At 47.9% G+C, this 18354-nt stretch carries 16 protein-coding genes; 1 reads left to right on the top strand and 15 read right to left on the bottom strand.

Translation table 11 applies throughout. The annotated features are described in order from the left end of the window. Positions 1-115 precede the first annotated feature (115 nt). The 11 genes from cydX to sdhC form a co-directional block, all read right to left on the bottom strand. Positions 116-223, bottom strand: a complete 108-nt coding sequence (gene cydX / locus BMX14_RS06420; RefSeq protein ID WP_092674438.1) for a cytochrome bd-I oxidase subunit CydX — start codon at positions 221-223, stop codon at positions 116-118. A 12-nt stretch (positions 224-235) separates the two neighbouring features. After that, a complete protein-coding gene (gene cydB / locus BMX14_RS06415) occupies positions 236-1375 on the bottom strand; it encodes a cytochrome d ubiquinol oxidase subunit II (protein WP_092674436.1) in 1140 nt (379 codons plus the stop codon). Between the two features lie 18 nt (positions 1376-1393). Beyond that, positions 1394-2956, bottom strand: coding sequence for a cytochrome ubiquinol oxidase subunit I (gene cydA, locus BMX14_RS06410; protein WP_092674433.1), 1563 nt, complete (start codon positions 2954-2956; stop codon positions 1394-1396). A 412-nt stretch (positions 2957-3368) separates the two neighbouring features. Further along, positions 3369-4244, bottom strand: a complete 876-nt coding sequence (sucD, locus tag BMX14_RS06405; protein WP_062812403.1) for a succinate--CoA ligase subunit alpha — start codon at positions 4242-4244, stop codon at positions 3369-3371. Then, positions 4244-5410: an ADP-forming succinate--CoA ligase subunit beta gene (sucC, locus tag BMX14_RS06400; protein ID WP_092674431.1), complete on the bottom strand. Its 1167-nt coding sequence runs from the start codon at positions 5408-5410 to the stop codon at positions 4244-4246. Before sucC ends, sucD begins: the two co-directional genes overlap by 1 nt. Before the next feature lie 56 nt (positions 5411-5466). Then, positions 5467-6681 carry a 2-oxoglutarate dehydrogenase complex dihydrolipoyllysine-residue succinyltransferase gene (gene odhB / locus BMX14_RS06395; RefSeq protein ID WP_092674429.1) on the bottom strand — a complete coding sequence of 405 codons (1215 nt, stop codon included), beginning with the start codon at positions 6679-6681 and terminating at the stop codon, positions 5467-5469. 15 nt (positions 6682-6696) lie between these two features. Continuing rightward, entirely contained in the window at positions 6697-9507 is a 2811-nt protein-coding gene (sucA, locus tag BMX14_RS06390) for a 2-oxoglutarate dehydrogenase E1 component (protein ID WP_092674426.1), read from the bottom strand. Between the two features lie 215 nt (positions 9508-9722). After that, positions 9723-10436, bottom strand: coding sequence for a succinate dehydrogenase iron-sulfur subunit (locus BMX14_RS06385; RefSeq protein WP_092674424.1), 714 nt, complete (start codon positions 10434-10436; stop codon positions 9723-9725). 15 nt (positions 10437-10451) lie between these two features. Continuing rightward, complete coding sequence (gene sdhA / locus BMX14_RS06380) at positions 10452-12218, bottom strand: succinate dehydrogenase flavoprotein subunit (RefSeq protein WP_092674421.1); 1767 nt, start codon at positions 12216-12218, stop codon at positions 10452-10454. Next, positions 12218-12565, bottom strand: coding sequence for a succinate dehydrogenase membrane anchor subunit (sdhD, locus tag BMX14_RS06375; RefSeq protein WP_092674417.1), 348 nt, complete (start codon positions 12563-12565; stop codon positions 12218-12220). The genes sdhA and sdhD overlap by 1 nt, the downstream gene beginning before the upstream one ends. Then, positions 12559-12948: a succinate dehydrogenase cytochrome b556 subunit gene (sdhC, locus tag BMX14_RS06370; RefSeq protein WP_092674414.1), complete on the bottom strand. Its 390-nt coding sequence runs from the start codon at positions 12946-12948 to the stop codon at positions 12559-12561. Before sdhC ends, sdhD begins: the two co-directional genes overlap by 7 nt. A 609-nt stretch (positions 12949-13557) precedes the next feature. On the opposite strand from sdhC, the gene BMX14_RS06365 reads away from it, so the two are divergent. Continuing rightward, a complete protein-coding gene (locus tag BMX14_RS06365) occupies positions 13558-14838 on the top strand; it encodes a citrate synthase (protein ID WP_092674412.1) in 1281 nt (426 codons plus the stop codon). A gap of 43 nt (positions 14839-14881) precedes the next feature. On the opposite strand, the gene aroE is transcribed toward BMX14_RS06365, so the two are convergent. The 4 genes from aroE to BMX14_RS06345 form a co-directional block, all read right to left on the bottom strand. Then, positions 14882-15739 carry a shikimate dehydrogenase gene (aroE, locus tag BMX14_RS06360; protein WP_230527353.1) on the bottom strand — a complete coding sequence of 286 codons (858 nt, stop codon included), beginning with the start codon at positions 15737-15739 and terminating at the stop codon, positions 14882-14884. A gap of 171 nt (positions 15740-15910) precedes the next feature. Beyond that, entirely contained in the window at positions 15911-16843 is a 933-nt protein-coding gene (locus BMX14_RS06355; protein WP_092674410.1) for a 5-oxoprolinase subunit C family protein, read from the bottom strand. After that, entirely contained in the window at positions 16837-17493 is a 657-nt protein-coding gene (gene pxpB, locus BMX14_RS06350; protein ID WP_092674408.1) for a 5-oxoprolinase subunit PxpB, read from the bottom strand. The genes BMX14_RS06355 and pxpB overlap by 7 nt, the downstream gene beginning before the upstream one ends. Positions 17494-17610: 117 nt before the next feature. Continuing rightward, entirely contained in the window at positions 17611-18354 is a 744-nt protein-coding gene (locus tag BMX14_RS06345) for a type 2 GTP cyclohydrolase I (protein ID WP_092674405.1), read from the bottom strand.

The following is an 18354-nucleotide window of genomic DNA, read 5'->3' as shown; positions in this document are numbered from 1 at the left end:
AATAAATAATTACAGTTATTTATCAACGAGTTAATAACCATCATAAAAAAACCCTTCTGCCGGGTAACAGAAGGGTTAACGCAAAATACTAACAAATTAATTTAATCAATCAGGATCAAGAATTAGGTGTTTTCTCTTTTTCACTATTTTCTAGCGCTAAGGCTGTCATAACACCAAAAGAACAGGCAAGTAATGTGCCTAAGATCCAAGCGAAATACCACATAAGTCTTACCTCTTAATATAGTGAGTGAGTGTTCTTTTCAATGTCTTGGTGTGTGATCCGACCAAACATCTTGTAATAGCACCAGATGGTATAGGCCAAAACAATGGGAACGAAGATCATTGCTGCGAATGTCATAATAGTCAGAGTGAGCTGACTTGAGGTCGCGTCCCACATTGTCAAACTATTATTGATGACGGTGCTCGATGGCATGATAAAAGGAAACATTGCCACACCCACTGTCATAATGACGCATGCAATGGTCAATGATGAACTCAAGAACGCCCACCCTCCTCGCTGCAACGAAGCCAAAAGAAAGGTTGCTAAGGCAAAAATCAGTCCACCTATTGGAAAAAGCCATAGGCTTGGTGTGAGGGAGAAATTCTCAAGCCACAAACCTACACCAGTCACCACCTCTTTACCCATCGGATTAGATTCGGCAGCATGATTGAGGGTAGACGCTAACTGATACCCCTCTATCCCATTCGCCAACCACACTCCGGCTAAGGCAAAACAGACAAACATCACTGCGCTACTGATTTGGCTACAACGCTGACTTCTTTTCAATAGCACTGAATCGGTGCGCATCATAAGATAAGTCGCACCTTGCGTCAGGATCATGGTGAGACTGACCACTCCCGTTAATAATGCAAACGGATTGAGTAACTGGAAAAAGTTGCCGGTGTAAAATAAGCGCAAATCATTATCAAAGTGGAAAGGGACCCCTTGCAGTAGGTTGCCAAATGCCACCCCAATCACTAGAGGCGGTACAAAGCTACCAATGAAAATTCCCCAATCCCACATGCCCCGCCATTTGGGATTTTCCAGTTTAGATCGGTAGTCAAAACCAATCGGACGGAAGAACAGTGAGGCCAGCACCAGCATCATCGCCACATAAAATCCCGAGAATGCCGCAGCATAAACCATTGGCCACGCAGCGAATAGCGCTCCGCCTGCCGTAATCAGCCAGACCTGATTACCATCCCAGTGGGGAGCAATGCTGTTAATCATAATACGGCGCTCTGTATCGGTACGACCAATCAAGCGCCCCAACATCCCAACGCCCATATCGAAACCATCTGTCACCGCAAAGCCGATAAAAAGGATGCCGATGAGCAGCCACCACACAAAGCGTAATACTTCGTAATCAAACATGAATGCGTCCTCGATTATTTACACTGAAGCGTTATCTGTAGATTGCTCATGATGGTAACGACCCGTTTTCAAACTCGACGGTCCTAAACGCGCGAACTTAATCATTAAATACATCTCAGCAATGATGAATAAGGTATAGAGCCCTAGTATTAAGCCCATCGAGAAAAGTAGATCGCCTACAGATAAGGATGAGTGCGCGACGGCGGTCGGGAGTACTTCGCCGATCGCCCAAGGCTGACGTCCGTACTCCGCCACAAACCAACCCGATTCGACCGCAATCCAAGGCAAAGGGAGTGCGCACACGGCGGCTTTCAATATAAATCGATTTTTTCCAATACGATTCCGTACTACCGTAATGAACGACGCGGCAATCACTAAGAACATCAGCACGCCGCAAAGCACCATAATCCGGAAAGAAAAATACAGCGGGGCAACACTTGGAATAGAGTCTTTCGTCGCTTGTTGAATTTGTGCTTCGGTCGCGTCGCTGACATTAGGTGTATAACGTTTCAGCAGTAATCCGTACCCTAAATCCTTTTTATGACTCTCAAAAGCTTCACGCACCGCCCTATCTTGATTGCCACTCCGTAACTCGGTTAATAAGGCATAGGCTTTCATCCCATTACGAATACGAATTTCGTGTTCAACCAATAGATCCTTCAATCCTAGGACGGGCTTATCGGTGGATCGGGTGGCAATTAATCCGAGTAAGTAGGGAACCTGAACCGCATAATGGTTTTTCTCAGCCTGTTGGTCGGGGAGACCAAACAGTGTAAAGGCGGCTGGCGCAGGTTGTGTTTCCCACTCCGCCTCTATCGCTGCCAGTTTAGTCTTTTGCACATCGCCCATTTCGTAACCGGATTCATCACCGAGAACGATGACAGAAAGTATCGCCGCAATACCAAAGCTCGCTGCAATAGCAAACGAACGTTTCGCAAAGGCAATATCACGCCCTTTTAATAAATACCAAGCACTGATCGCCAGAACAAAAATCGCGCCAGTGGTATAACCCGAAGCCACAGTGTGCACAAATTTAACTTGCGCGACAGGGTTAAGGACTAATTCAGAGAAGCTCACCATCTCCATACGCATGGTTTCAAAATTAAATTCTGATGCCACAGGATTTTGCATCCAACCATTAGCCACTAGTATCCATAGCGCGGATAAGTTCGATCCCAACGCCACTAACCAGGTCACCGCTAAATGTTGAACTTTACTTAAACGATCCCAGCCAAAGAAAAATAGCCCGACAAAGGTTGATTCTAAAAAGAAGGCCATTAATCCTTCAATGGCTAAAGGCGCGCCAAAAATATCCCCAACATAATGGGAATAATAAGACCAGTTGGTCCCGAATTGGAATTCCATCGTTAACCCGGTAGCAACCCCAAGGGCAAAATTGATCCCAAACAATTTTCCCCAAAACTTGGTCATATCTTTATAAATTTGCTTACCGGTAAAAACATAGACCGTTTCCATAATGGCTAATAAGAATGCCATGCCGAGCGTTAGCGGGACAAAGAGGAAATGGTACATTGCGGTTAACGCAAACTGTAAGCGAGAGAGTTCGACGATATCAAACATTCTTACTCCTTGTTTCACACTATTTTTCACCAATTACTGGAAATGACTTCAATATACTTAATGAAAATTAATGAGATGATGTTAATAATCCAGCTTAATAGTAATAAGAGGTATCATGATTAAGCTGCTTATTATCTGCCGATGCCTAGCGCTATCTTTTCAGTAAAGATAGTCTTCCACTTCATTAAACGATCTCAGTGGAGTGAGGTGATTACGGTGATAGTGGAAGATAATGTAATCTTAGTGATTAATTATTTCTAGAAACTAACAGGAGGTTATTTGATCTCGATCTAGATTATTATAAGTATATTTTCGGAAAATTATTTTGTTAGATTTAATCACTATCATTGTTTTAATTTTTAATAAAAAAAGCCACCGAATCGTCAGTGGCTTAATTAATGCTACGGATAACTTAGCGTGCAGGCAGAACGGCTTTCACTGCATCACCGATATCGGCAAGGCTGCGCACGGTTTTAACACCAGCAGCTTCCAATGCCGCAAATTTCTCATCAGCCGTTCCTTTACCCCCCGCAATGATGGCACCAGCGTGTCCCATGCGTTTGCCTTTAGGGGCGGTTACACCAGCAATATAACTCACGACAGGTTTCGTGACATGCGCTTTGATATAAGCAGCCGCTTCTTCTTCCGCACTCCCCCCAATTTCACCGATCATGACGATCGCTTCAGTTTGCGGATCTTTCTCGAATAACTCGAGGATGTCGATGAAGCTTGAACCCGGAATAGGATCGCCACCGATGCCGACGCAAGTCGATTGGCCATAGCCAATATCGGTTGTTTGCTTGACCGCTTCATAAGTCAGAGTGCCTGAACGTGAAACAATCCCGACACGGCCTGGTTGGTGAATGTGCCCAGGCATAATACCAATTTTACATTCGCCAGGCGTAATAACGCCTGGGCAGTTGGGACCGATCATCCGCACACCCGCTTGGTCCAGTTTCACCTTCACGGTGAGCATATCCAGTGTAGGGATACCCTCAGTGATGGTGATGATCAGTTTAATGCCTGCATCAATCGCTTCTAAAATACTGTCTTTACAGAATGGCGCGGGAACGTAGATCACAGAGGCTGTCGCTCCTGTGGCTTCAACCGCTTCACGCACGGTATTGAATACGGGCAGGCCTAGGTGCGTTGTTCCGCCTTTACCTGGGGTGACCCCACCGACCATTTGCGTGCCATAAGCGATCGCTTGTTCTGAGTGGAATGTGCCTTGGCCACCGGTGAAGCCTTGGCAAATGACTTTAGTATTCTTATCAATCAAAATAGACATTATTTACCCTCCGCCGCAGCAACAACTTGCTGGGCAGCGTCAGTCAAACTGGTCGCTGCGATGATATTGAGACCACTTTCTGCTAAACGTTGTGCGCCTAATTCAGCATTATTCCCCTCAAGGCGAACGACAACGGGAACATTCACCCCAACCTCTTCAACTGCGCCAATGATACCGTCAGCAATCAGGTCACAGCGGACAATCCCACCGAAGATATTGACGAGGACCGCTTTCACCGCGTCGTCTGAGAGAATAATTTTAAAGGCTTCAGTCACGCGCTCTTTGGTTGCCCCGCCGCCAACATCAAGGAAGTTAGCCGGTTGTCCACCATGGTGTTTAACGATATCCATGGTTCCCATCGCTAGGCCTGCACCATTTACCATACAGCCGATGTTACCTTCTAAGGCAACGTAATTGAGTTCCCATTGTGCCGCATGCGCTTCACGAGAATCTTCTTGGCTTGGGTCATGCATTTCGCGCAGTTCAGGTTGACGGAACATCGCGTTGCTATCAGCACCTAGTTTGCCGTCTAGGCAGATTAAGTCGCCTTCAGTGGTGATCACTAACGGGTTAATTTCAACTAATGCCAGATCACGCTCTAAGAATAGCTTGGCTAAGCCCATGAAAATTTTCGCGAATTGGCTAACTTGCTTACCTTCCAGCCCTAATTTAAATGCGAGTTCACGGCCTTGGTAAGGCATTGGGCCGGTCAATGGATCCAGTGCCATTTTATGAATCAAGTGTGGTGTCTCTTCAGCCACTTTCTCAATTTCAACACCGCCTTCGGTAGAGGCCATAAACACTACACGGCGCGTACTGCGATCAACCACGGCTCCCAGATAAAGCTCTTTATCAATATCAGTCGCGGCTTCGACCAGAATTTGATTAACCGGCTGACCTTGCGCATCAGTTTGGTAAGTCACTAAATTCTTGCCCAGCCAGCCTTCAGCAAAGCTGCGGATCTCTTCTTTACTTTTCACGACTTTCACGCCGCCCGCTTTACCACGGCCGCCCGCATGAACTTGGCATTTTACTACCCAAGGTCCACTACCAATTTTTGATGCTGCTTCTTCAGCTTCACGAGGCGTAGTACAAGCATAACCAGACGGCGCAGGTAAGCCATAACGTGCAAAGAGCTGTTTCGCCTGATATTCATGTAAATTCATAGGGTATTATCCATTCAGGTCAAAAAATAGGCGTGCAGAGCACACGCCACTGTAAATTAGACATCCAGCAGCAGACGTGCAGGATCTTCAAGTAGATCTTTAATTGCCACGAGGTAGCCCACTGATTCGCGACCATCGATTAGACGGTGGTCATAAGAAAGTGCGAGATACATCATAGGCAGGATTTCAACTTGGCCATTCACCGCCATAGGACGATCCTTGATAGCGTGCATACCTAAGATCGCGCTTTGTGGTGGGTTGATGATTGGCGTCGACATCAGCGATCCAAATACCCCCCCATTGGTGATGGTAAAGTTACCACCGGTCAATTCTTCAACCGTTAACTTACCGTCACGCCCTTTGATCGCTAGTTCTTTAATTTTCTTCTCAATGTCAGCCATGCTAAGCGCATCAACGTCTTTTAGTACTGGCGTCACTAAGCCTCGTGGCGTCGATACCGCAATGCTGACATCGAAATAGTTGTGGTACACCACGTCATCGCCATCAATTGACGCATTCACTTCTGGGTAGCGCTTAAGGGCTTCAACCACGGCTTTAATATAGAAAGACATGAAGCCTAAACGAACGCCATGACGTTTCTCGAATGCTTCGCCATATTGCTTACGTATTTGCATGATTGGCTTCATGTTGACCTCGTTAAAGGTGGTCAACATTGCCGTGCTGTTTTTAGCTTCTAATAAACGCTCTGCAACACGTTTACGTAAACGCGTCATCGGCACACGTTTCTCGCTACGGTTTGAAAGCGGTGCTGACGTAGACGTTGTAGCGGTCTCGGTTTTCGGCGCTGATTTCGTCGCAGCAAGGTGTTTTTCAACGTCTTCACGAGTGATACGCCCACCCACACCCGTCCCTTTGATTTGGGTTGCATCTAAGGTATGTTCTGCGATTAGGCGGCGAATGGCAGGTGTTAAGAAGTCATTGGACTCGTCACTACTTTGCTCAGTCGCCGTTGCAGAGTCTGAGGTTGACACTGGAGCAGGCGTAGCCGTGCTCTCTTTACCCGCACTATTGCCCTCTTTAAGACGGCCTAGCAACTGACGAGAAACGACTGTCGCGCCTTCTGCTTCAACAATGGCCTCTAAAATACCGTCGGCCGCCGCAGGCACTTCTAAGATCACTTTATCGGTTTCAATTTCTACCAGCACTTCATCGCGCTGGACGCTGTCACCAGGCTGTTTGTGCCAGGTTGCAACCGTGGCATCGGCAACAGATTCCGGTAAATCGGGAACGAAAATTTCTAAGCTACTCATTGTCTTTCCTTTTTATCAATCAACGTTCAGCGCATCATTAACTAATTCTTGCTGCTGCTTTTGGTGAACAGACATATATCCCACAGCTGGAGAAGCGGAAGCCGCCCGGCCAGCGTAGCGTAATTTAGCCCCTGCAGGGACAACATCATGGAAGTTATGTTGGCAACAATACCAAGCACCTTGGTTTAACGGCTCTTCTTGGCACCAGACGAAATCGGTCACGTGGCGATAAGCACTGATCGCCTGTTGAACCGCTTTGTGTGGGAACGGGTAAAGCTGCTCAATACGGATAATCGCGACATTATCTTGCTCGTTTTTACGACGTTGCTCTAATAAGTCGTAATAGACCTTACCGGAACAGAGCACTACGCGTTTGACCTTCTGCGCATCCAGCGCATCGATTTCTGGGATGGCGGGCATAAATTCGCCTTGCGCCAGTTCATCCATTGTCGAGATCGCTAACGGGTGGCGTAACAGGGATTTAGGAGACATCACCACCAGTGGCCGGCGCATACCGCGTAAAGCCTGACGGCGTAACATGTGATAAACCTGTGCGGGCGTTGACGGCACACAGACCTGCATGTTTTGATCGGCGCAGAGCTGTAGATAACGCTCAAGACGCGCAGAGGAGTGTTCTGGGCCTTGGCCTTCGTAACCATGTGGCAGTAACATCACTAATCCACACATCCGACCCCATTTTTGCTCACCTGAACTGATGAACTGGTCAATTACCACCTGAGCACCATTCGCGAAGTCACCGAACTGCGCTTCCCAAATCGTCAAGGTGCGCGGTTCAGCCGTCGCGTAACCATATTCAAAGGCCAGAACGGCTTCTTCGGATAACACAGAATCCCAAACTTTAAACACACCTTGTCCTTTACGGACATGGTGGAGCGGGGTAAAGGTCGAGCCATTACTTTGGTTGTGGATCACTGCATGGCGATGGAAGAAGGTCCCGCGTCCTGAATCTTCACCCGATAAGCGCACTGAAACGCCTTCATCGACTAAGGTAGCATAGGCTAAGTTCTCAGCCCCGCCCCAATCGAATGCTTTATTCCCTTCCGCCATTTCATGACGATCATTGTAGATTTTCTTCACACGTGACTGTGCTTCGATCTCAGCAGGAATTTGACTTAAGTTAACCGCCATCTGTTTGAGTCGTGTCTGATCAACCGTCGCAGGATAGGCTTCATCCCACTCGTGATTTAAATAAGGTGACCAAGTACAGGAGTTCAGCGACATTGGGCGCCACTCTTCGACCACACACTCTCCCGCATCCAGCGCATCGCGATAGAGATTGACCAATTCCGTCACTTCACCTGCACTGACAACATTCGCAGCCGTTAATTTATCCGCATAAATTTTACGAGGTGTCGGATGTTGCTTAATTTTTTTGTACATTACTGGCTGTGTCGCGCTCGGCTCATCCGCTTCGTTATGGCCATGACGGCGATAACAGACCAGATCGATAAAGACGTCACGTTTAAACGTATTACGGTAATCCAAGGCTAAACGCGTCACGAAGGCGACGGCTTCAGGATCATCGGCATTAACGTGGAAAATAGGCGTCTGAATCATCTTACCGATGTCAGTACAATAGGGGGTAGAGCGCGCATCTTTCGGATTCGAAGTCGTGAAACCAACTTGGTTATTGATCACGATACGCACGGTACCGCCTACCATATAACCGCGTGCTTGAGACATATTCAACGTCTCTTGTACCACGCCTTGGCCGATTACCGCCGCATCACCGTGAATGGTAATTGGCAGAACCTTATTAATGGCGGAAGGCTCATCAAGGCGGTCGAGTCGTGCCCGCACAGACCCCATGACGACTGGGCTGACTATTTCTAAGTGAGAAGGGTTAAACGCCAAGGCTAAATGAACTAAGCCCCCTTCTGTTTCCAGATCTGAGGAGAAGCCCATATGGTATTTCACATCACCTGCACCCAAGTGCTCATGATGTTTACCCGCGAATTCATCGAAGAGATCTTGTGTTTTTTTACCCAGAACGTTGATAAGCACGTTAAGTCGGCCACGGTGTGCCATCCCCAGAACGACTTCTTGCGTGCCTTGTTTACCGGCATGGCGGATCATCTCACGAAGCATTGGGATTAGCGCATCCCCACCTTCAAGGGAGAAGCGTTTAGCACCAGGGAATTTAGCGCCTAGATACTTTTCCATTCCTTCTGCAGCAGTCAGCTCTTTTAAGAATTTTTTCTTCTCTTCTGCACTAAAGGTGGCTTGACCGGCGACCGATTCGATACGTTGCTGAATCCAACGTTTCTCTTCAGTGTTGGTGATATGCATGTACTCCGCGCCGATTGACCCGCAGTAGGCCTGCTTCAATGCGTCAAAAATTTCGGAAAGTTTCATTGTCTCTTTGCCTGAGGCAAAAGACCCAACATTGAAGCTCTCGTTGAAATCGCTGGCACTTAAGCCGTGAAAGGCAGGATCGAGGTCGGGCACATCTTCTTGCTGCCATAACCCTAATGGATCGAGGTTGGCTTTTTGATGACCGCGGAAACGAAAAGCATTGATGAGCTGCAGTACCTTAACCTGTTTAGAGTTGGTCTCAGGGTCACTCACCGAGGTGGTGTAACGCGTGGCATCTTTGGCCAGCCGCCGAAAGTACTCTCGCGTTGTGGAATGGTATTGATCAGGTCGTAGTGCGTCCGCGGGGAATTGTGCGAACCTTTCACGCCAGACACTATCTACCGAGTCAGGATCGGTGAGGTAATCCTCATACAACTGCTCGATGTAGGACTGGTTCGCGCCGGCCAGCCAGGATGAGTCTAGCCAGGATTTCATTGCGCTATTCTGCATAGTGATCCCTTAAGCAATGCTATGCTTTTCGTAATATTATTCACCGTTAAACGGAGATACCCGAACAGATGACCGCTCTGTTCTATCGGTTCAGCGATACGAGTGCAAAAAGTACTGCCCCCGCAGGGAACCTTTGGCAATTTGACTTAGTCACGAGTCAAATTGCCAAAGATACCTTTACAACAACGGGGAGTCGCCCTCCCCGCTCGATGAAGCTATGCGCCACGCTTCAGTAGCATGGATTTGATGTGGCCAATCGCCTTAGTCGGATTTAGACCTTTAGGGCAGACATTGACACAGTTCATAATGCTATGACAACGGAATACGCTAAAAGCATCGTCCAAATTATCCAAACGTGACTCTGTCTCGGTATCACGGCTATCAATTAGGAAACGATAGGCCGCGAGTAATCCTGCAGGACCGATAAATTTGTCCGGGTTCCACCAGAACGATGGGCAGGATGTCGAGCAGCATGCACAGAGAATACATTCATACAGTCCGTCAAGATGTGCGCGGTCTTCCGGCGATTGTAAAAATTCACGTGCAGGTGGATTTTTATTATCATTGAGTAAGAACGGCTTAATCTTTTCATACTGGGTATAAAACTGCGCCATATCGACCACCAAGTCACGAATTACCGGTAATCCTGGTAGAGGACGAATAACGATTTTCCCTTTACCCGAAAGTGCAGAGACCGGTGTGACACAGGCTAAGCCATTTTTCCCATTCATGTTAATGCCGTCAGACCCGCAAACTCCTTCGCGGCAAGAACGACGAAACGCTAAAGTAGGATCTTGCTCTTTAAGTTTGATTAGCGCGTCTAATAACATCATGTCGCGCCCTTCTTCCGCTTCAAGCGTATAATCTTGCATACGCGGAGCATCATCGACTTCTGGGTTATAGCGATATACAGAAAATTCGAGTTTCATTGGTCTCTCCGCCTATTAATAAGTACGCACTTTAGGAGGGAACGCTTCGCGCAGCGTTGGCTGCATGTTCACCTCACGTCGGGTCATACTCTCACTCTGTGGCAGATAGAGGCTATGACATAACCATTTCTCGTCGTCCCGCTCTGGGTAATCGAAACGGCTGTGTGCACCACGGCTTTCTGTACGATAGTTTGCCGCCACCGCCGTTGCAAAGGCAGTTTCCATCAGGTTATCAAGCTCCAAACATTCAATACGTTGGGTATTAAAGTCAGGAGAACGATCATCAAGACGCGCATTGTGTAAACGCTGACGGATCGATTTCAGCTCTTCAAGGCCTTTGGCCATAGCATCGCCTTCACGGAATACCGAGAAGTTGTGTTGCATACAGGTTTGTAGCGCTTTACGGATCTCGGCAGGGTCTTCACCTTCACGGTTATTTTCCCAGCGTTGATAACGGCTCATGGCCTGCGCGATCTCTTCTTCGGTGGCCTCGCGTAATGGCCCTTGCGAGGCGATAGATTCTTGTAAATGTAAGCCCGCTGCACGGCCAAACACCACGAGGTCGAGTAGGGAGTTGCCCCCTAAACGGTTAGCACCATGTACCGATACGCAGGCAATTTCACCGACAGCAAAGAGACCTGGTACCACAACGTCGTTACCTTGATCATCTACGGTTAAGGCTTGACCCGACACTCTAGTCGGGATACCGCCCATCATGTAATGACAAGTCGGGATGACCGGGATCGGCTCTTTAATTGGGTCTACGTGTGCAAAAGTCCGAGACAGTTCTAAGATCCCCGGTAAGCGCGACTCCAAAACTTCGCTTCCCAAGTGATCGAGTTTCAACTTAAGGTGTGGACCCCAAGGACCATCACAGCCACGACCTTCACGAATTTCGATCATCATTGAACGGGCAACAACGTCACGACCCGCAAGGTCTTTAGCATTAGGCGCATAACGTTCCATAAAACGCTCGCCATGCTTATTCAATAAATAACCACCTTCGCCACGGCATCCTTCAGTCACCAGCACGCCTGCACCGGCGATACCGGTTGGGTGAAATTGCCACATTTCCATATCTTGTACCGGCACGCCAGCACGGAGTGCCATGCCCACGCCGTCACCCGTGTTGATGTGCGCATTGGTCGTAGATTGATAGATACGTCCTGCTCCACCCGTCGCCAATACAGTTGCCTGAGCTTTAAAGTAGACGACTTCACCCGTCTCAATACAAATTGCCGTACAGCCTACTACTGCTCCATCGGCATTTTTGACCAAATCTAAAGCGTACCACTCGGAAAATATGGTGGTGTGGTTTTTTAAATTCTGCTGGTAAAGGGTATGCAGCAAGGCATGTCCAGTACGGTCGGCCGCTGCCGCCGTTCGTGCAGCTTGCTCTCCCCCGAAGTTCTTAGACTGACCGCCAAAAGGACGTTGGTAAACGGTGCCGTCTTCTAAACGCGAGAAAGGCAACCCCATGTGTTCAAGTTCTAAAATCGCTTCAGGGCCGGTTTTACACATATATTCGATCGCGTCTTGGTCACCGATATAATCGGAGCCTTTGACGGTGTCATACATATGCCATTCCCAGTTGTCTTCATGGGTGTTACCTAACGCAACCGTAATACCCCCTTGAGCGGAAACTGTATGGGAGCGTGTCGGAAAGACTTTTGATAATAACGCACAACTTTGACCAGACTGTGAAATTTGTAGTGCTGCGCGCATACCCGCGCCGCCCGCACCAATCACAATCGCATCGAATTCTCTAACAGGCAGTTTCATTACGCACCCCATACCACAAATGTGCCATAAATCGCATAACTTGCTAATGCGATAATAATAATCAGTTGCACGACCAGACGGAGGGCAAGGTTTTTGACGTAATCAGTCAATACCTGCCACATGCCAATCCAACCGTGAATGAGGATGGATAACAGCGTGAGGAGCGTAAATACCTTGGTAAAAGGCATTGCAAAGAAGCCGCGCCACATATCGTAAGTAAGTGGGCCACTGACAACAAAAAAACCCAGAATATAGACGACATAGAGTGCAATAAGGATTGCTGCGGCACGCAGTAATAACCAGTCGTGCACACCATTTCTTCCGAGTGCGGAAACATTGTTTACCATACGAGAACCCCCGCTAAAATCGACAGTATGGCGGCAATGATAAAGGAGGCCACAGCGCTCCGTTTACCTGCCACCATGGTTTCTTCCATAAAGCCAAAGTCCGCGAGCAGATGGCGGATCCCCCCGACAATGTGGTAAGCCAGCGCGGTTAAGATTGCCCATAGGATAAATTTCACAAAGAAACTTCCCATGATGGCCGCAGCTTGGTTGAAACCTTCTGGAGATGAGAGAGAGAGCCCTAGCAGCCACAGTAAAATTCCCAACGCGACAAAGGTAATCACGCCAGATACACGGTGGAGAATGGATGCTATTGCAGTAACGGGAAACCGGATCGTCGAGAGATCCAAGTTGACAGGTCTTTGTTTATTCACGGTTTTGCCCACACAGCTCTTTTTTATTATGTCTCCTCCGGCCCTGCTGCTTGCCAACTTCTGGTGAAGCTCACTTACAGAACAGTCACATCCAGTGTTAGACGAAAAAAACGCTGGGTGCCTCCTGAAACAGGTAAATCCGGAGACCTAGCAGGGATTATAGAGAGATCACAATCTTATTACAATTACTCTACAATTTCTTTGTGTAAATTAAAACAAATCAGTGATCTAACTCACCATTACTGACATTTATTTATCGCTAATCCACTGATTTGATGCAAATAAAGGCTTTATTTTACATTTAGACACAATAAAGACGAACATTACTAAATGTTATAGTTAATCTGTATTTTGATAACTATAGATTATGAAACAATCACCTGAATGACAAAAATTTTTTTTTTTTACGAAAGATTTATGTTGTGACATAGTGGCTAAAATTATTTTAAAACAAAGGCATCCTATAGACCTTTCATCCTATTGTACGATTTTTAAGCGCATTACAGCGGATGAACGCTATACTGCTTGACTCAATTTTGATATAAATTAATGACATAATTTTAACAAATTCGCGAATCAGTCGTTGGATATCGTTCCAATCGTTCTTTTTGGAGGCAGTAAATGACAGATAAAAAGGTGACACTCACGCTCGACTCGAATGAGTCAGCCGTCGACCTGAATGTACTTAAAGGAACATTAGGCCAAGACGTTGTCGATGTGCGCGGGTTAGGATCTCATGGCGTTTTTACTTTTGACCCTGGCTTCACTTCGACAGCGTCCTGCGAATCCAAAATCACCTATATTGACGGTGAGGAAGGTATTCTGCTGCATCGCGGATTTCCGATCGCTGAATTAGCCACGAAATCAGATTACCTTGAAGTCTGCTACATTCTTTTAAATGGCGAAGTTCCGACAGCAGAACAGTACCAACAATTTAAAACGCAAGTGACTCGTCATACCATGATCCATGAACAGATCACCCGACTGTTCCACGGATTCCGTCGCGATTCACATCCCATGGCGGTAATGTGTGGCGTAACCGGTGCTCTCGCTGCCTTCTACCATGACTCGATGGACGTTAATAACCCCCGCCACCGTGAAATTGCAGCCTTCCGCCTACTGTCGAAGATGCCTACCGTTGCCGCCATGTGTTATAAGTATTCCATTGGCCAACCCTTTGTCTACCCGCGTAACGACCTTTCTTATGCCGGTAACTTCCTGCACATGATGTTTGCGACCCCGTGCGAAGAATACAAAATCAATCCCGTGCTAGAACGTGCTATGGACCGTATTCTAATTTTGCATGCTGACCATGAGCAAAATGCGTCAACCTCAACAGTCAGAACGGCCGGTTCTTCCGGAGCAAACCCTTTTGCCTGTATCGCAGCAGGTATTGCTTCATTATGGGGACCCGCTCACGGTGGGGCCAACGAAGCGACATTGCATATGCTCGAAGAGATCAGCAGTGTCGAGCATATTCCAGAATTTGTACGCAGAGCGAAAGATAAAAACGACTCATTCCGTCTGATGGGCTTTGGTCACCGGGTCTACAAAAATTATGACCCACGTGCCACGGTGATGCGTGAAACTTGCCATGAAGTGTTAGAAGAATTAGGGATGAAAGATGATTTGCTCGAAGTTGCTATGCAATTAGAACATATCGCGTTGAACGACCCCTACTTCATCGAACGTAAACTCTACCCTAATGTTGATTTCTACTCAGGCTTAATCTTAAAAGCGATGGGTATTCCTACCTCGATGTTTACCGTGATCTTTGCGATGGCGCGTACCGTCGGTTGGATTTCTCACTGGATTGAGATGCACGAAGAGGGGATGAAAATCGCGCGTCCGCGTCAGCTTTACACCGGTTATACCGAACGTAAATTTGAATCCAAGCGCTAAATATAATGTATTGATTGAGGAGAGCCTAGCTCTCCCCTTTCATTTATTTAGCGTTAAAAATCTCTTCTAACGAGGCCTTCATCGGCGCACGATCGACCTTCTTGCCAAACCAGTTATAGACGTTCTGTGCACCTTGGTTGACTAACATATTTAAACCATTCAATGTGGTACATCCCTTTTTGGCGGCTTCGCGCAGTAACTTTGTCTCCGGAGGATTAGGGATCACATCTGCCACAATCATCGCTTTTTCGATAGACGCGAGATCAATATCAGGGATGGCTTTTGCATCATTCAGACCGATTGAGGTGGCATTGACCAGAATTTCAGTTTGGCTATCAATCGCCACTTGCTGGGTCCATTGAGTGAACGATGCCTTCGCCTCGGTGTTGTCTTCAATCAGCTTAACTAAGGCTTGGCCACGCTCTTCGTTACGGTTAATCAGAGTAATATGTTTTGCGCCGGCTAAGGCAGCTTCAACGGCGATAGCGCGCGCAGCACCGCCCGCACCGAGTAGCGTAATATGCTTGCCTTTTACCGAGGTGATCTCGCTCAGCGCTTCGATAAAGCCCTGACCGTCAGTATTGTAGCCAGTAAGTTTGCCCTCTTTAATGACGACACAGTTCACCGCACCAATGACTTGCGCCGAGGTGTCGAGCTCATCAAGATATTGAATCACTTCTTGCTTGTTGGGCAGCGAACAACTAAAACCTTTCCACCCCATCGCTATCGCGCCTTTAATCGATTGCTCTAGCTTCTCAGGGCCCACTTCGCAGGTAATGAAGCGCGCGTTCATGCCTTCTTTCTGATAGCCCGCTTCGATCATGCGAACCGTCGGGTTTTCGCTACAAGGCGAAGAAAAAGAACCCGTCAGATCACTCAGGAAGTTAATGTTATTTGCCACGTGAAGCTCCTTATCATTTTAAAAATGGAACCGGTACCTTTGTGGTGCGGTTTTTCTAACGTGTTCAAATAAGTGTAGTCAATCTGCGCCAACATAAACAGTCTCCAGCTGAAGAGTCGTTGATATTCGCACTGAAAAAACGTAAAAAGATTTTACCTAATGCAGTCATTTTCATGGCTGTCGAGTCAGGCCCCACTCGATCATATTCAATACCTGCTGCTGAGCGAGCGAGGCCTCACGAGCTTGCGCTAAGGTACAAAAGAGAAAATGCAGCGGATCTCGAGGACGTAACTGCGCCAGATGATAAAGGTCGCACTCGATCACTTGTCCAATCCGCGCATATCCCCCCGTGGTCTGTGCATCGGCTAATAAAATGACGGGTTGGCCACTAGGTGGAACTTGTATTGTTCCGGGTAAGACGCCATGGGACAACAACTCTTCCTGATGAGCCAATTTCAACACCCTACCCTGTAAACGATGACCCATTCGATTGCTTTGGGGGGTGAGTGTCCAGCCGGTGCGCCATAGAGCTTGCTGAGACTCAGTGGTGAACTGCTTGAATTCGGGGCCCGGGATCACCCGTACTCGGTTACCCCAGAGAAGCTGTCTTACCCCTACTGAGCGCTCAAAGTGTTGTGGGGCCGGTCCAAAGGGCAAGCTGTCGCCACTTTGCAAGAAACGGCCTTTAAATCCGCCGAACCCCGCCGTCAGATCAGTACTTCGCGACCCCATCACCACGGGCAGATCAAAACCGCCACTGACAGCCAAATAACTGCGCATTCCTCTTAAAGGTGATTGTAGCTGTAACGTTTGGCCGGCTTTTGCAAAATAGCGCCAGCCTGTCACCACGCTCTTTCCTGCTAAAAGGCTCTGGCAGCCTGCCCCGGTTAGCGCAAACCAGCACGATTGTTCGAAACGGAATATCGCATTGCCTTGAGTAATTTCCATAACTGCGAGGTTTTTGTCATTGCCTACCAGCATATTAGCCGTTTGCATAGCGGGGCGATCTAATACCCCACCTCGGCCGACACCATATTGCGCTAACCCAAAGCGCCCGCCATCTTGTAAGGAACTGGCCAAGCCAGCTTTCACTACTGTCAGCATAGTCCATCCTTATGCGGGATAAAACGCACCGTATCCCCAGGACGCAACAAGAATGGCGCTTCACGGGTCTCATCGAATAACAGGTATGAGGTCTGGCCGATAATTTGCCAGCCCCCTGGGGAGGTCAAGGGATAAATACCGGTTTGGCTTCCCGCAATGCCAACACTGCCGGCGGGTACAGACAGGCGGGGAGTCTTATGACGTGGGCAGGCTAAGCTTGGGGATAATCCAGAGAGATAAGGAAAACCAGGTTGAAAGCCAATAAAAAATACGGTGTAACGTTCAGCACTATGGGCTTCGACCACCTGTTTGGGGGTTAGGCCAACCTTTTCAGCGAGCGAGCGTAAATCAGGTCCTGCCGCGTTGCCGTAGATCACTGGGATCTCGATGTTCCTTGACTCCGGAACAAATGACTTTGCGGCTTGCCACCATGCCTTAAGTTGAGCTATCGCCGACTGTTGCGAAGGTGGAATAGCGTGCAGTTGGATGGTGAGGTTATTCATTCCGGGAATGACTTCTGCCACCCCCGGTTCGTGGACAACCTGTTGAGCTAATCCCCAAATACGCTGTTGAACTGAAAGCGACACGGGGGGGCGTGACTCAATGACCAGTGTTCTTTCACCCAACATGTAATAACGCATCTCTGACAAAGCTCACTCCCTAGTGGTGAACACAATAGGTCCATGAAACGTTAGATTAACTTATCAGTTATTGGCGGTAGCGGTAAGGGATAAAAACCTGTTTTATTGAGTATTTAACACAGTAACTCACACCGGATTGTCAATATCGATAAAGGTGACGTCGACACCATGCGTACGCGTTAACCACTCACCCAAGGCCTGGATCCCTCCCCGCTCGGTAGCATGGTGTCCGGCACTGAAGAAGTGTATCCCACGTTCACGAGCGATATGTGCCGTTCTTTCAGAGACTTCTCCCGTAATAAAAGCATCGACGCCCGCATCAGCCGCCTGCTCGATGAAATCTTGCGCCCCCCCCGTACACCATGCAACGCGTGTAATCATTCCTTTCTCGTCAGGGCCACAATACAAGGGTTGACGTTGTAAGCGCTCAGCAAGCCGTTGTGACAGTTGCTGCGCACTCAGCGGCTGCTCAAAATGACCTTCAAGCAAATAGGTGTCAATTTCTCCGTTGACCATGATCCCCAGCAATTTTGCTAGCTGCACGTTGTTGCCTACCTCTGGATGAGCATCTAGGGGTAAATGCCATCCATACAGGTTAATATCATTGGTTAACAGGGTTTTGAGACGCTGACGCTTCATATTTTTAATCACTACTGGCTCATTTTTCCAAAAATAACCATGGTGGACAATAATCGCATCAGCCTTTAGTTCCACCGCTCGGTCCAGTAATGCTTGGCAAGCAGTCACTCCCGTCACAATTTTTTGTACCGTCTCACGTCCTTCTACTTGTAAGCCATTAGGCGCGTAGTCTTTAAATTGAGAACTGTTTAAGTAACGGTCAATGTGCTGTTCTAAGAGCGTGTTTTTCAT

Origin of the sequence: Rosenbergiella nectarea (assembly GCF_900111105.1) — a bacterium.
Classification (GTDB): Bacteria; Pseudomonadota; Gammaproteobacteria; order Enterobacterales; family Enterobacteriaceae; genus Rosenbergiella; species Rosenbergiella nectarea.
The sequence above is the reverse complement of the archived record's forward strand: the minus strand, read 5'-3'. Positions and strand labels throughout refer to the sequence as shown.

Bases quoted from the DNA above. Each gene is read 5' to 3' on its own strand.
- cydX (WP_092674438.1), bottom strand. From the start codon at position 223: ATGTGGTATTTCGCTTGGATCTTAGGCACATTACTTGCCTGTTCTTTT.
- cydB (WP_092674436.1), bottom strand. From the start codon at position 1,375: ATGTTTGATTACGAAGTATTACGCTTTGTGTGGTGGCTGCTCATCGGC.
- cydA (WP_092674433.1), bottom strand. From the start codon at position 2,956: ATGTTTGATATCGTCGAACTCTCTCGCTTACAGTTTGCGTTAACCGCA.
- sucD (WP_062812403.1), bottom strand. From the start codon at position 4,244: ATGTCTATTTTGATTGATAAGAATACTAAAGTCATTTGCCAAGGCTTC.
- sucC (WP_092674431.1), bottom strand. From the start codon at position 5,410: ATGAATTTACATGAATATCAGGCGAAACAGCTCTTTGCACGTTATGGC.
- odhB (WP_092674429.1), bottom strand. From the start codon at position 6,681: ATGAGTAGCTTAGAAATTTTCGTTCCCGATTTACCGGAATCTGTTGCC.
- sucA (WP_092674426.1), bottom strand. From the start codon at position 9,507: ATGCAGAATAGCGCAATGAAATCCTGGCTAGACTCATCCTGGCTGGCC.
- BMX14_RS06385 (WP_092674424.1), bottom strand. From the start codon at position 10,436: ATGAAACTCGAATTTTCTGTATATCGCTATAACCCAGAAGTCGATGAT.
- sdhA (WP_092674421.1), bottom strand. From the start codon at position 12,218: ATGAAACTGCCTGTTAGAGAATTCGATGCGATTGTGATTGGTGCGGGC.
- sdhD (WP_092674417.1), bottom strand. From the start codon at position 12,565: ATGGTAAACAATGTTTCCGCACTCGGAAGAAATGGTGTGCACGACTGG.
- BMX14_RS06365 (WP_092674412.1), top strand. From the start codon at position 13,558: ATGACAGATAAAAAGGTGACACTCACGCTCGACTCGAATGAGTCAGCC.
- BMX14_RS06355 (WP_092674410.1), bottom strand. From the start codon at position 16,843: ATGCTGACAGTAGTGAAAGCTGGCTTGGCCAGTTCCTTACAAGATGGC.
- BMX14_RS06345 (WP_092674405.1), bottom strand. From the start codon at position 18,354: ATGAAAAACACGCTCTTAGAACAGCACATTGACCGTTACTTAAACAGT.